A 13,623-nucleotide genomic window follows, 5' to 3' on the forward strand; every position below is an offset into this window, starting at 1 on the left:
GGATCAGCACGCGCAACTCGGCGGGCATCGTCTGCCAGCCGGCCCCAAGCAGATTGGGGTCGAGCCCCATCAGCAGCCCGGCGATCGCCGCGGCGGCGCCGGCGGCGTGCGCGTACCAGGCGCGCGCCAGCGCGCGTCCCTTCGCAAGAAGCGTCATGGTTTCGTCCTTGGTGGAGGGTCAGGTCAGTGGCGGTCGGGCAATCGCTCGATCACCAGCGACAGCTTGGCGTCGACACGCTCGACCTTGCCATCGACGCGCTCGATCGCGCGGCCGATCTCGGCGAACTTGTCGTCACCACGATCGACGCGCCCCTCGAGCTTCTCGACACGTCGCTCGCGGTCGGAGTCGCGACTGTAAGCCTGGCCCCCGGCAAAGATCAGCCCGACGACCGTCATCAGGTGGGGCAGCCAGTCGCGCAGGAAGCCGCGCGGGCCTGAGGGATCGGACATGGCAAGTCTCCGCACCACGGTCGCTATGGGGTTGATGAAGTGAGGTTGAGGACCTGTCAGGCCGCAAGCGGGCGGCGCGGCACCCATTTGCGGCGCGCCGCGTCGAAGGTCAGGACATCGCCCGCCTGCGTGCCGCTGGTCAGGTCGACATCGAGCACATCGCCGAGCGTCCAGCGCGGTGCCATCGGCATCGTCGGCACGTAGCCGTCCCGGAGCACCTGCGTGTAGGCCCAGACGAAGACCGCGGCGACGCCCTCGTCGTAGGCGGCCTGAATGGCGTTGCTGGTGCTCCGCCAGACCTGCCCGGTGTCGCGGAAAAGCGCGAAGCCGCCGAAATAATGCTGGCGAGATCGCGGGTAGCCGAGACGCGCCTCGACCACGGCGCGCGCGGTCGCAGAGCGATCGGGGCGGTTGTCGATGACGAAGTCGTAATCCTCGAGCTGGAGGATATCGAGCGCCGGCCAGGCGAGCGCCGGTGGCAGGTTCACCCGCCGCACCTCGGGCGTGTCATCGTGCAGCAGCTGCGGAAGGTACAGCAATGCGTAGCTGGTCATCGCCGGGTGGTCGGCACGGACCGCCGCTATGAGCGCAAGGATCGATTGTGCGAGCTGCGCGCCCAGCCAGTCGAGGTATGCGCGCTCCGCATCGTCCTTCGCTCCCTCCATCGAAGCGATCACCGGCGGCGCACCGCCGGTTGCGGTCTGGAAGCGCCCGACGGTCGCCGCGTCGTAGAAGCATGGCGTCAGCGTGCGATAATCGATCCAGTACCAAGGCTCACCCACCTGGAAGTGGACGTCGTGCCCCGCGGCCGCGGCGATATTGCAGAATTGCCGGGCAACCCGCTGGAGGTAATCCATCGCTCCGGCATGGCAGGGCGAGAAGAGCGTCGACGGCGGATCCCAGCCCGTTTGCGCCGGCGCGCCGCTATGGTCGAGCTGGCGGAAGGCGCGCGGCGCGAAGGCGTCGAGCATCTCGTAACTCAACGACACGATCAGCCGGATGCCCGCCGCGTGCAGTCGTTCCGCCAGGTCCCGATGCCAGAGCGTACACGGCGTGTTGAGCGGCTGGGCTGTGTCCTCGGCTACGTAACGCTTCTCGGTGTCGCTCCACGCCCAGCGAAAGTAGTGGCTCATGCCGACATAATGGTTGAGCGTGCCGCGGTAGCCGAGCAGCTGCAGGTTGCGCAGGATTCGCGCCGGCGCGACATTGTACGTGTCGTCATAGCCGTTGGTCATGCGGATCTCGTGCGTACCGCCCGGCCCAAGTCCGCAGACGAGCGTCGACGAAGCGCCTGTCGCGCTCACGTCGGACAGCGTCATCCCGCCCTCGAGCGCGGTCGACAGCCGGCCGCCATCACGCCGGTATCCGGTAGGAACAAGGGAGAGGAACATGCGATCGATGTCGCCGGCGTAGACGTCCTCGGTGCCGTGATACCCGGCGGTCAACCTGTCGAAATCCAGCTCGATCTGTGCGTCAGTGCCCGAGCCGGAGCGCTGCGCATTGACGAGGCGAACATACCAGGTGCGGGGCTTGCCGGTATCGTCGCGCCCTTCGATCGTCAGGACCGGGCCGTCGTCATTGTCGATCGGCAGCACGTCGCCGTGCAGCCGCAGGCGGAACCGCAGGATGCAGCCACGATAGTCGCGATTGGTATCATAGGCGGTGGTCGGATGATCGAAGCGATCCTCCGACTCCCAAATGACGCCGACCAGGTGATCCTGCTCGTGAAATACCGCCTCGACGAGCAGCTCGTCGCCACTCGCGCGCACGCTCGCCATCATCGTGCCGGGAAAGTTGCAGGTCCAGAACAGCGGGTCGAACCGTGCGCGGCGTTCGGTGCCGATCCGCGCCGCACGGGTCACCAGCGCGAAACGCGCGCGCTCGATCGCATCCGCGGTCACGTCGGCACCGTCATGAGGCTTGGTGCCGGCGGGATCGGCGACCTTGCCCCAAACCGCCGTGGTTGCCGCATCGCCGATCCCTTGTGCGAGCGGCCAGAGCGCAGGATCGTAGCGGGTCGGCTCGGCTCCCACGATCGGCGCGGCATCGCTCGCATCCCACGCGTAAATGGCCGGATGCTCCTCGCGCAGCATCATCGGCACCTTGCCGTCCAGCTGCGTCGCCATGTCGGCGATCCGGAACAGCTTGCGCTGCCACCCGAGCGGCGCGAAGGTCAGGCGTATCACGTCACCCTTCTGGTATTTCCACGCGGTCGTCTGGAAGATCGCGGTGAAGGTGCCGCCGTACAGCATCCGCTGGAGGCGCTGTTTCGACAGGCGTTGCGCCTGGCTGGCCGACTGGACGAGCGGATAGTTGATCGTCTGCGACCGCTCGATCCCGTCACGGCTGGCGATCGCCACCTCGGGATAGTCGGCGGTCTGGTAGAGCGAGATCGGCCCGGGATCGGAAAAACCGCCGCGGATCACGCTGACGCTGTCGTTGAGCGGCAAGGTCTGCTGCCAGGTGAATGCGCCCAGCACGTCCGCGGTGGACAGGTCGCCGATCGGTGCGGCGAGGTCATTGTGGAGCACCGAAACGCGCAATCGCCCGTCGACGTCGTCGAGGACCGCGTTCATCGTCGCCTTGAGGTTGTCGAGCACCGCCTGGGTGTCGTCGCCCTCGCTTACAACGCCGTCGCAGCGGTAACGCGGCTCGAACCCGCCGGCCGACCGCGCAACCGGCTCGTCGCACAGGTTGGCGGCGTCGACGAAGCTGGCAAGATCGATCCGCCCGGGCGGGATGCCCTTGCCGACGGCCAGCCGGCGGTTGATGCGCCAGCCAAGCAGATAGAACAGCATGCACAGCGCCGGGTTGCGCGACGCGCTGGCGTCCCATGTCCACGTCGCCTGATCGTCGGCGCGCTGCGGCCCCGAGCCGCCCGGCACGGTGCTGTCGCGGCGCGGATCGTAGACCGGCGCGCCATCGCCGACGATCGTGACACGGCTCGGCACCGACTGGCTGAAGACGCTATCGAGCTTCTTAGAATGCGCGAGAATCTGGTAGCGCAGGTAGACATAGGCGCAGCCGGTGAAGCGCCGGGTCGCGCCCATCCGCGGGCCGATGTAGATCGCGTTCGCCGCCGATCCTTCGAGCACGGGTGTCACGATGAGCCAGCGGGCGAACTCACCCTGCGCTCCGCCGGCCACGGTCCACGCCAGCTTGTCGTCGAACCAGATCTCGCGGACCGCAGCGATGCGGTGTGAGGCCACGACGATGAAGCGGTGCAGGTACGTCTGGTCGTCGCTCCATTCCTGATCGCGCAGATCTGTCGCCATCGCAGTCGAGCCGAAGACGATCTTCCGCGGCTCGCGGACGTTGATCGACACGGTGAGCCGGTCGGCATGCGACAGACCCGCCGGCGCCTTCGGCCGGGGAGCGAGCAGTGACGAGCCGACCCCCAGCACCGCGCTCGTCGCCAGCAGCGCCCCCGCTGAAACGCCGAACACGCTGGTGCTGAGCGCAACCCCGAGCCCGAGCGCTGCGCCGCCGGTGATGACGACCACGCCGGCGATCGCGGCGATGCTGGCGCCGATGGCGAGTGCCTTCGCCATCAGCCGACCTTCCACGCTTGCTGCCAGGCGGGCCGCGCGTGCGTGACCCAGCCGGGCTGGCCATCGACCTCGCCGACGAAGAGCGCCCGTGCGCCGAGACAGACGCCGGCAATGCCGCCGGTCATGACGATGTCGCCGCGCCGCGCGAAGGCCGGAGCAATCCCGGGAAGGCGCGCGTCGATCGTCGCCGCGAGCGTGCCGGCACCGAAGCGGCGAAGCGCGCGAACGCTGCCAGCGGCGCTGCGGTACCGGTCGCGGAAGTCCGCCGCGGGATCCACCCCGGTTTGCGCGCGCACCGCTCCGGCGGCGAACAGCGCGCAATCGAGCGTGCCCCACGCGAAGGACGCACCCTCGAGCGCGCTGACATAGTCGTGCAGCCGCTGCTCCCAATCGGGCAGTCGTTCGATCATCCCGACCTCCTCAGAAAGCGGCGCGGCCCGCAGCGGCGTTCATCGCGTCACTGTCGAAATTGACCGAGGTGTTGCCGGTCAGCGGGCTGCCACTGTTGCCGTTGGCGATCGCAAGCGCCGCGCGCGACGACAGGTCGTCGGGATCGAACAGCGCCTGGTCCATGTAGCTGCGGTTCGACGCCTGACTGTAGGCCGCGAGATATGCCTCGATCGTCAACGTGATCGTCTGGCCGTTCGCCGGGTCGCCCGTGATCGCCAGCGCCGTCATCCACCCGGTGAAATAATGCTGGATCGCGCCGTGCTGGACGCCGTCCGCATCGCGGATCATCCGCCAGAGCCGCGCGGTCCGCCCCTGCCAGGTGGCGGGGTCGCCCACCAGATTGAGCAGGGGAGCATCGAGCGCGACAATGCCGGACAGCCGCGCCGATACGGCGTCCGATCCCCCATCCTTCGCGCGAACCGGGCCGATCTCCACCACCGTGGGGTCCAGTCCGTCAAAGGTGAGATCGTCGAGGTCGAGGTCCCCTGTCCCACTCAGTCTGAGCGACCGTCCCGCGGTGCAGGCGCGCAGCGGATCGCCGAGAATATCGAGGAAGCAGAGGAATACCGGGCGCACCACAGCGGCGTCGAGCGCCGCGGCGGCCGCGGCGTCGGGCCGGCTCACCGGGCCTCCTCGACCGCAAACGGGAAGGTGTAGGTCTGCCCGACGTCGACGTCCCAGCCGGGCGGTTCGCTCGTCTGGCGCACCAGCGCGAACGGCGTGCCGATCTCGACCACCGCATTCTCGACCGGCACTTCGCCCAGCTCGGGCCCGAACCGCGCGAGCGCTGCGCCGGCGGCGTCGCTGACCAGGTCGGCCGTCAGGCAGACGAGCCGTTGGTGGCCGCTGGGCAGCGGCACCGTCATCAGCTCGCCGTTGAGCAGCACTGTAGCGTTGGCCGGCAATCCCTTGAGCGGTAGCGCGTCGGCGCTGCCCGCGCCGGCGGCGACGAGCGGGTTCGCGATGGCCGTCTGACGCACCCGCTCGGTCGCAATCAGCGGGAAGCTGTTCCGCTGGCCGCGTAGCGCGGTGAAGAATCCCCGCCAGCGCAGTGCCGCGCGCTCGCCTATGATCGTCACGAAGGTGCCGGTGGCGCTCCACAGGCCCGCGCCGGGCAGACCGACCACCTTGCTGGTGTTGGTCCATCCCGAGCGGTTGACGATCGCCGGCTCGGCACACCGCCATTTGATGCCGCTCAGCGGAAGCCGCGCCGGAGGCTGGATGATCGCCATCTATCGCCTTTCAGAGGTTTGGCCGTTGAAGGATCGTCATCGTCTGGGCCGACGCCGCGTCGACGATCTCGGGCGCGGTGGCGCGCACCACCTGCACCGCGACGCCGGCGGCACGATTGTCGATCGTGGCGTGCAGGTCTTCGCTGAGCGCGAGGCGGACCGTGACGAGGCCGCCGACGCCCCCTGCCGCCATCGCTGCAAGGCTCGGCACCGTCGGCGTGCTGATCGTCGCTGCGGGCGGGCGGCCGACCATGCCGCCGGTTGCGAGCTTCTGAAGCGTGCCCCTGTTCATTGCATCGATGATCGGCCACCAGCGCGCGGTCGCCTCGGCGGTGACGATGCTTTCGCCGTTCGAGACCATCAGCGGTTTGCGGCCGTCGACCAGCGCGAGGATGCTGTCCGACGTGCCGGTCCCCGGACCCGAGATCCGCCCCCCGGCGGCGAAACCTTCGATCTTGCCGCCGGTGCTCAGCCCGAAGAAGCCGCCCCCGCCGATCGCCGATACGATCGCCTTTTCGATCGCGATCCGCGCCAGATCGGAAATGATGCTCGCCGCCATCCGCTTGAAGGCCGAGCTGACCGATTCCGTGCCGTTGACGATGCCGATCAGCCCGTTCTCCAGCTGCTCGAGGCCGTTGACCGCGACACCCTGAAGCGCGGTGTTCATGTCCGTCGCCCCCTCGCGGAGCCGCCGGCGATATTGGTCGAGCGGCCCTTCGTTCTTGCGCTCGACGCCCTTCTCGTCGGCGGCCTGGAGCTCGTCCAAAATCGCGCGGCGTCGGCGCGCGATCTCCTTTTCCGCCTCGGTCGTGTCCCGCGACGCGATCACGCCATCGAGGCGCGCGCGCTCCTCATCATACTGGAGCGCGAGGATCCGCAGCTCGAGGTCGCGACGCTGGGCCGCCGTGGTGACCAGCTCGGTCTCTTTGCCGAGCAGATCGACCTGGTTGCCGCGATCGGCCTGCGCGATCGCCAGCGCCTCGTCGGCTTCGCGCTGCTTCTCGCGCGCGGTGACCACCTCGGTTTCCAGCGCGGCGCGCTGGTCGTTGAGGCGCTGCAACTCAAGCGCGCGGGTCTGCGCCTGAACGCCATCGCCGAGGCCGCCCTGCTTCGCCTGCTGCGCAATCTCGTTGTTGCGGTTGACCCGTTCGGCCTCGATCCGCGCCTTCTCGATCGCGGCGCGCTCGACTGCGGAATTGGTCAGGTCAGCGCGCGCGGCGGCGATCTGGTTGTTCGCCTGGCGCTCGGCGGCGCTGTAGGCGCGTTCGTCCGAGGCTGCGTCGCGGACTTGCGCGGCCTGGCGGCGCCGCGCCGCCGCCGCCTCGCGGTCGGCGGTCGCGGCGGCGCGGCGGCCGGTGCGCGCGTCGCGATCGCCCTGCGCCCCGGCGCTGGCGGAGCGGAACGCGCCCGCATCGCGGCTGGCCGCTTCCTGCGCCGCCTGCGGTGACAGACCCTTTTTCCGGTAATCTTTATATTGCGTCAGCTCGAATTTCTGCGCCTCGAGCGCCTCGACCTGACTGCGGATGCCGCGCTTGCGGGCGACGACCAGATCGCGCGTGACGCGCGCCAACTCGCCCTCGATGTCGCGCCCGCCATTGCGGTCACTTTCGCTGATGCGTGATTCTAGCGGGCGGCGCGCCGCCGCCTGCATGGCCCGGTAGGCGCTGGCCTGCATTCCGCGGTACTGTACGACAAGCGCGGCATCGTCGGCGTTCGCGGTCGCATCGGCGAGCGACTGGAATCCACGGTTCGCCTGACGCGCGCGGCTCCGTGCGTTGATGCGTTGCGCGGCCAGATTGGCCTGATGCTCGGCATCGGCCGATTGCCGCGCGAAATTTAGAATCTCCTCGCGGCGCCGTGCCTGCGCGAGCACCTGCAGCTTTGCCGCTGCCTCCCCCACGGCGCCGGCGAAGGTAAGCATCTTGCCGGTCGCGCTGTTCGCTGCGCCGCCCGCCAGGGCGATGCCCGACGCCGCAGCGGACCCCGAGTTGGCGACGGCAAGCAGGTCGACGTTGAGCTTGCGGCTGGCCTGCGCGGCGTGCTGCATCGACTCGGCGGTGGCGCGATTACGATCGTCTGCCTGCTGCGACGCGTCGCGGTAGAGCAGGATCGCGCCGACCAGCGCGCCGATCGCCAGCACCGCCGCGCCACCGGCGACGGAGCCGCCGATCAGTGTCAGTCCAGCGGCAAATAGCTGAGACGCCGCGGCCGATGCGCGGCTGGCGATCGTCAGCTCCGCCGCCGCAGCCGTCGATGCGGTTTCGGCTGCGGTGGCGCGTCCCTGCGCGACCGCGAGCGCATTGTTCAGCTCGATCAGCTCGGCGTCGACCACGGCCAGCGCGCGCTTGGTGGTCAGTTGCGCCTTCAGATCCGCGTTGACCCGCGCGGCGTCGGCCGACGTCACGGCGCGCCCAAGCCCGAAATTGAGCCGCGCGTTGAACGCCTGCTGTTCGGCCGCTTTCAGCGACTCCGCGCGCTGCGCCTCGATCAGCGCCAGTGTCTGGGCGATCGCCGCCTGATCCTGCTTGCGGGCGGCGATCGTCGCCTCGATTGACGCGACCTCGGTGCGCGCGGCCGCGGCGGTGAAGTCGGCTTTCTGTGCCGCCGCCACCCTACCGCCGATGAGGACGAGCTTTTCGGCGTCGAGCGCCTTGGTCAGCAGCAGGACCTCGGCGGCGACGGCCGCGACCGGCCCGGCCACGAAGCGCGTTGCGAAGCCGGTGGCGACGATCGCCAGCGCCGGAATCAGCGTGTCGAGGTTCTGCGATAGGGAAATGATCGCGCTCGACACCCGCGCGGTGGCGCTGAGGCCCGCATCGGTCTCGCCGATGTATTTGCCGAGCGCGTTGTTGAGGATGGTGAATGACGCGGCGATCGTCAGGTTCGCCTTGGCGGCCTGCGCCTCGAGGTCGGTCGAGCCCTTCAGAAAGGCGCGGAAGAAGTCGGTGTTCGAGACCTTGCCGTCATTGACCAGCGACTTGAGCTTCGAGATCGAACCGCCGGCGCCGTCCAGGTTGTTCGCGACCGCCTGAAGGATCGGGCGCGCGCCGTCCGCAACCGAGTTGAATTCCTCGGCCTGCACGCGGCTGCTCCCGAGCAGCTGCCCGAGTTGCTGGAGCGCGCCGCTCGCCGCCTCGGCCGATCCACCCTGCACGCGCAGCGCGGCCGATACGCCGCTGGTGAAGCGCAGCAGGTCGGCGTTCGAGCCCCCCAGCTCCTTCGCCGCCGCGGACGCCTTGCCGTACAGCGTGCCGACGGCTTCCAGCTCGACGCCGTTGCGCTGTGCGACCGCGTACAGGTCGTTCTGCGTCTTCGCGAGGACCGCGCCCTCGAGCCCCGCGACCTTCAGCTGGTTGGTGTAGCGGGTGTAGCCGTCCGCATATTCCTTGATGCGGTCGACGGAGAAGGCGGCGGCGAGACCGGACGCCGAGCCGAGCAGCGCGGCCTTGATCCCGCCGGCCGCCGCGCGGATGCGGCTTTCGGTCCGCTCGACCGACGTGCCGATCGTCGCGATCTCGCGGCGAGTGGCGTCGATCGACGTCCGCAGCCCGGCGAGCGGGCGTCCGAACTCGCCGAAGCGGCGGTCGGCGGCGTCGAGACGGCGCTGCGTCTCCGCGGTGAAGCGGTCGACCTGCGCCTGTCCCGCGGTCAGGTTCCGCCGCAGCAGCTCGACCGAAGCGTCGACCTGGAGGAGCAGTTGCTTGACGTCGGTCGCACCCGCCATCGCCTCACTCCTCGCTGGCCGTGTTCATTGACTTCCATGCCTCGAAGGCAGCCCAGAATTCGTGCGGCGTGGATGACCAGAAGCGTTCGGCCGGCCAGTGGAGCGCGGCCGCGGCGATGCCCGCTAGTCGGCGACGGGGATCTCGGGGATCGTCATCCCCGTCGCCTTGACTTCCCCCGAGGGCAGGCACCCGCCGGTGGCAGCGAGCCCCAGCACGATCGCGACCCGCGGCTGCACCACCAGCACGCCGACCGGGAAGAGCAGCTCGGCGATCGTGTCCTGGTTCGCCGCCTTCGCCGCGGTGACCATCGCGCGATCGGACGCCGAGGCATATTCGTCGAGCAGCTGCTCGCGCCCCCAGGCGCGGACCAGCTCGGTCACGACGATCGCCTGCACCTCCTGCGTGAGCGCGCCCTGCTCGGCGAGCTGGACGAGTTGAAGCAGTGGGAGGCCCGTCTTCTTCTCCATGGCGACGATCGCGGTGTACGACGGGCGGAGCACGAAGCGCTGCCCGTCGAGTTCCAGGTCGACCTCGCCGCGAAGCGCGTTCGCGTCGGCCATGCTCAGGCGAGCTTGTCGATCGTCGGCGCCGCAGCGGCCGAGAATTCGATCTTCGACTTGACCGCGTCGTTCTGGCCGAACTCGGTCGAGGCGATGTTGCCGTACACCGAGCCGGCGAAAACGGCGTCGGCCGCGACCGCGGTTTGTCCGTTCTTGCGAATCTGGATGTTGAACGGCGCCGCCGGCGTGGTGTTGCACAGCGTCTCGAGGCGGGTGTAGCCGCTCGCGTCGGGCAGGTTCGGGATCGTGTCGAGCGAGATCTTCAGCGACTTGAGCCCCGGCGCAGAGGTGCCGTAGCCGGACTCATCCTTGCTGGTCGTGTCGATCGAACCGGCGTCGCGGCTGATCGAGACGGTCTGCTGACCCTTCACCAGGCTGTAGGTGCCGGCCTGATCGCCTTCGACCCAGACCAGGTAATCGTTGCCGAGCTTCTTCGCCATCGTGCTTCTCCCATGCGAAAAGCCCCGCTGGCGCGGCGGGGCGGAGGTGGATCGGTTGGTGAGACCTCAGTCCTCGCGGAAGGCGAGGAGCGTCAGGATCGTGGTGCCGACATAGCCGGTGCCGTCCTCGGACAGCACCGCATCGCTGCTTTCCAGCGCGACGTGCAGGTTCCATTCGTCGACCCGGAAGGATCGGCCGGCGAGAATGGCCTCGACCTGCTCCTGAAGATCGACGCACGGGGCGCGCTCGTCGCCCTCGGTGATGACGATCAGGGTCAGCGTGATCCGGCGATCCGGATCGTCGGCCCCGGCGAATGGCGCGCTTTCGATATCGCCGATGATGACCAGCGGAGGCGGCGCGTCATCGGGCACGTCCTGAAACACCGCGGCCCCGTTGACGCCGGAATGGAGCTGCTCGAACGCGAGCAGCTCGGTCGCCGCCTTGGCGCTAGTCATTGGCGACGCCTTGCGACAGGCGCGTCAGGATCCGGTTGAACAGCGGCCTCACCTCGCGGTTGATGCCGTCACGCAGGTCGGGATATTCGCCGCTGACGAAGTGATCACCGGGCAGCGCGCGGATCTTCATGCTGGCACCGGCGCGGGGACCACGCGTGATCCGGACGGTCTGGGCCTTGCGGCCCTTGTCGAGCACGAAGCCGTAGAACAGTTTCGAGCGGCCGCGCTTGGTGCCCAGCAGGCCGACCTGAAGTCGCAGCGTCGTCGGCGACACGCGATATTTGATGCCCTGCTGAAGAGTGCCGGTCTTGTGCTTGGCGCGCGCCCGCATCGCGGCCTGCGCGCGACGACCGGCGCGACCGAACGCTTCGACCAGATCGCGGCGCGCCTCGTCTGGCAGCTGCTGGAGAATGCGGCGAAAGCGCTTGCCGCCCTTGAAGCCGCTCATTTGCCGTTCGCCCCGCTTTCGCAGGTCATGACCAGCCCGTCCCCGGCGTCGTTCGGCGCGACCGATTTGATGTCCATGACGATCGCGCCCCACCGCAGCCGGTGGTGGGTGGTGACATCGCGACGCATCCGGACCTCGACACGCCACAACTGCACTGGGCGCTCGATGCTCTGTCGCACCGCCTCATCCCCGCGCAGCGCAATGACGTCGGCCCACAGATCGGCGACCGCTTTCCACCCGTCCGAGCCGGGGCTCGGCATGCGGCCACCGCGACCATTTTCGATCGTGTCGGGCGCGAGCAGCGCCACCCGGAAGCGGAGACGACCGGCGGCGATCGTCACGCGTCGTCTCCGCTATCCCAGCGCACCAGCGGTTCGAGCAACCAGCTGACGGTGAGCGGCACCTCGGCCGGCGCGCTCCGCGCATCGATGGTCGAACCCTCGCGATGCGCGTACCACGTCCCGACGATCAACAGGATGGCATGTCGGGCGGACGCCAGGTCATCCCCGGCGATCGTCGGCGCGGCGCCGACGATCGAGCGACGCGTGCGCAGCTCGACCGCGCGCCGCGCGGCGGTGATCAGGATTTCGAGGTAGCGGTCCTCGACCGTCTCGCTCGCATCGAGGCGCAGATGCGCCTTCACCTCGGCGAGCGTGACGGGCTCGGTCACGCGGCGAGGCTTCTGGCGAAGGCGACGGCCTCGGGATGGTCGTCGGCCCAGCCGGCCTCGCGGCCGGCGCGCATTTCGGCCGGCGTGAGCAGCGCGACATCGTTGGGGCGCCATGCGGCCTGATCGAGCAGGATCCGCGCCTCGATCGTGCCGATCGCCTCGCTGTCGGGTTCGTCGGGCTCGTTGCTGGCGGCGGCCTCGATGTCGGCGCTGGCGGTGTCGGGCGTGGTGCCGGTCGTCGCGTCGGCGTTCGTGGCGTCGGACGTGTTGGCCGGAACGGGGGTGCGGGCCATGCGGGCCTCCTTCGGTCAGGGGGAAACGGGGCCGGAGCGGCGATCCGCCCCGGCCTGCGTCGATCACGAGGCGGAGTGCTGCATCGCCTTGATCGGCGCGCCGGCCGAGATGATGCGACCATCGTGGCGCGAGAAGGCGAGGAAGCCGACCTGACCCTTGGTGGCGAAGGCGCTGTCGTCGAAGCGGAACAGCGTCACCTGCATCGCGTCGCGGATCATGTATTGCGACAGGTCGCCGAACAGCACCGATTTGGCGTTGGCGGCCATCGTCGGCATCTGCTGGTTGATCGTGTAGCGATAGCCGTTGATCGTGTCGGGATCCTTGGCGTTGAACCCCGGCTTCCAGAGGTAATTGCCGTTCCCGTCCTTCAGCTTCTTCGCGTAGCGGAGCGTGTTGTCGTGGAACATGTAGCCGACGCCCGGCATCCGCCGGTACGCCGGGTCGACCGAATGTTCGAGGTCGATCAGCGCGTCGGGCGCGAAGCTCGTCGAGCTGCCGGTCGTCAGCGCGGCGCCGACCGGGGCGGCGGTGACGACGCCCTGCGGCTGCCCGACGCCGCTGCCCGTCGTGAACAGCCGGTTGGTGATCCGCGCGATCCGCGTCGCCAGCGCGCGGCGCGTGAACGCCTCCATGTCGATCCCCGGCCCCTGATCCTGCAACAGCTCGATCGGGATCGCGACGATCTTCGAGCTGAACTTGTAGGCACCGATGCCGGTCGTGCCGAACTGGAAGTCGCCGGCGCTCGCCGCCTGGCTCTCGGGCACCAGCTCGCCCTCGACCGCGGTCTCGTCGACGGTCGGCCACGGAATGGTGTTGCCGCCGGCGGTCGACAGCACCGTCGCGACGTCGCGCATCCCGCCGAATTGCGCCAGCGCCTCGAGCAGCTGCCCGCCCCAGCCGGTCGGGACGAGATAGCCGCCCTGCGCGCCGTTGGACTGCTGGCCCGACTGCGCGGCGCGGATCGTCGCCTCGCGCAGGAAGGTCTGATCCTCGGCGCTGATCCCGCCCATGCCGAACAGCATGAAGTTGCGGAACGCCGCGGCGTGGCGATCCTGAAATTCGCGCTGCTCCGGGGTCAGCTGCGAGCGGATCCGCTCGCCCGCCTCGCGATCGCGCTCCAGATCGGCGCTGTCGCCGTCGATCCGCGCCTGACGCTCGGCGCGCGTGATCTGCGCATCGATGCGGTCGATCTCCTCGTAGAGCGCGTCGATCTGCGTCTCGACCTCCTTGGTGAAGGCGTCGCCGGTCTTGGTGTCGAGCAGGTTGCGGGCCTCGCGCGCCTTTTCGGCACGCTGTTCCCGGAGCGCCTTGATGTTCAGCATAGGGTCGTTCCTCACGAAAAAGCCC

The 13,623-nt window shown here is 69.0% G+C and carries 14 protein-coding genes; all 14 read right to left on the reverse strand.

All coding sequences use genetic code 11. The annotated features are described in order from the left end of the window. Nucleotides 1-183: 183 nt before the first annotated feature. Nucleotides 184-450, reverse strand: coding sequence for a hypothetical protein (locus FHS97_RS16000; protein ID WP_184040372.1), 267 nt, complete (start codon nt 448-450; stop codon nt 184-186). 56 nt (nt 451-506) lie between these two features. Beyond that, nucleotides 507-4,001: a non-contractile tail sheath protein gene (locus tag FHS97_RS16005; RefSeq protein ID WP_184040375.1), complete on the reverse strand. Its 3,495-nt coding sequence runs from the start codon at nt 3,999-4,001 to the stop codon at nt 507-509. Further along, on the reverse strand, nt 4,001-4,411 hold the full coding sequence (locus FHS97_RS16010) for a DUF6950 family protein (RefSeq protein WP_184040378.1): 411 nt from the start codon (nt 4,409-4,411) through the stop codon (nt 4,001-4,003). Before FHS97_RS16010 ends, FHS97_RS16005 begins: the two co-directional genes overlap by 1 nt. A 10-nt stretch (nt 4,412-4,421) precedes the next feature. Next, a complete protein-coding gene (locus tag FHS97_RS16015) occupies nt 4,422-5,075 on the reverse strand; it encodes a hypothetical protein (RefSeq protein WP_184040379.1) in 654 nt (217 codons plus the stop codon). After that, nucleotides 5,072-5,683 (reverse strand): hypothetical protein, encoded by a 612-nt coding sequence (locus FHS97_RS16020; RefSeq protein ID WP_184040382.1) that lies wholly within the window; start codon nt 5,681-5,683, stop codon nt 5,072-5,074. The genes FHS97_RS16015 and FHS97_RS16020 overlap by 4 nt, the downstream gene beginning before the upstream one ends. A gap of 10 nt (nt 5,684-5,693) precedes the next feature. Beyond that, nucleotides 5,694-9,407 carry a tape measure protein gene (locus tag FHS97_RS17290; RefSeq protein WP_221233360.1) on the reverse strand — a complete coding sequence of 1,238 codons (3,714 nt, stop codon included), beginning with the start codon at nt 9,405-9,407 and terminating at the stop codon, nt 5,694-5,696. Between the two features lie 123 nt (nt 9,408-9,530). Continuing rightward, nucleotides 9,531-9,968, reverse strand: coding sequence for a GTA-gp10 family protein (locus FHS97_RS16030; protein ID WP_184040385.1), 438 nt, complete (start codon nt 9,966-9,968; stop codon nt 9,531-9,533). Nucleotides 9,969-9,970: 2 nt separating this feature from the next. Further along, the gene (locus tag FHS97_RS16035) at nt 9,971-10,408 is read right to left on the reverse strand and encodes a phage tail tube protein (protein ID WP_184040388.1); all 438 of its coding nucleotides are present in this window, start codon (nt 10,406-10,408) and stop codon (nt 9,971-9,973) included. Between the two features lie 66 nt (nt 10,409-10,474). Then, on the reverse strand, nt 10,475-10,864 hold the full coding sequence (gene gp17, locus FHS97_RS16040) for a tail completion protein gp17 (RefSeq protein WP_184040390.1): 390 nt from the start codon (nt 10,862-10,864) through the stop codon (nt 10,475-10,477). Beyond that, nucleotides 10,857-11,312 (reverse strand): HK97 gp10 family phage protein, encoded by a 456-nt coding sequence (locus FHS97_RS16045; RefSeq protein ID WP_184040393.1) that lies wholly within the window; start codon nt 11,310-11,312, stop codon nt 10,857-10,859. The genes gp17 and FHS97_RS16045 overlap by 8 nt, the downstream gene beginning before the upstream one ends. Beyond that, nucleotides 11,309-11,653, reverse strand: coding sequence for a phage head completion protein (locus FHS97_RS16050; RefSeq protein ID WP_184040396.1), 345 nt, complete (start codon nt 11,651-11,653; stop codon nt 11,309-11,311). Before FHS97_RS16050 ends, FHS97_RS16045 begins: the two co-directional genes overlap by 4 nt. Then, on the reverse strand, nt 11,650-11,982 hold the full coding sequence (locus FHS97_RS16055; RefSeq protein WP_184040399.1) for a head-tail connector protein: 333 nt from the start codon (nt 11,980-11,982) through the stop codon (nt 11,650-11,652). The genes FHS97_RS16050 and FHS97_RS16055 overlap by 4 nt, the downstream gene beginning before the upstream one ends. Next, a complete protein-coding gene (locus FHS97_RS16060) occupies nt 11,979-12,275 on the reverse strand; it encodes a hypothetical protein (RefSeq protein ID WP_184040402.1) in 297 nt (98 codons plus the stop codon). The genes FHS97_RS16055 and FHS97_RS16060 overlap by 4 nt, the downstream gene beginning before the upstream one ends. A 63-nt stretch (nt 12,276-12,338) precedes the next feature. Continuing rightward, nucleotides 12,339-13,598: a phage major capsid protein gene (locus tag FHS97_RS16065; protein ID WP_184040406.1), complete on the reverse strand. Its 1,260-nt coding sequence runs from the start codon at nt 13,596-13,598 to the stop codon at nt 12,339-12,341. Between the last annotated feature and the right edge of the window lie 25 nt (nt 13,599-13,623).

Origin of the sequence: Sphingomonas endophytica, assembly GCF_014199415.1 — a bacterium.
Taxonomy (GTDB): domain Bacteria; phylum Pseudomonadota; class Alphaproteobacteria; order Sphingomonadales; family Sphingomonadaceae; genus Sphingomonas; species Sphingomonas endophytica.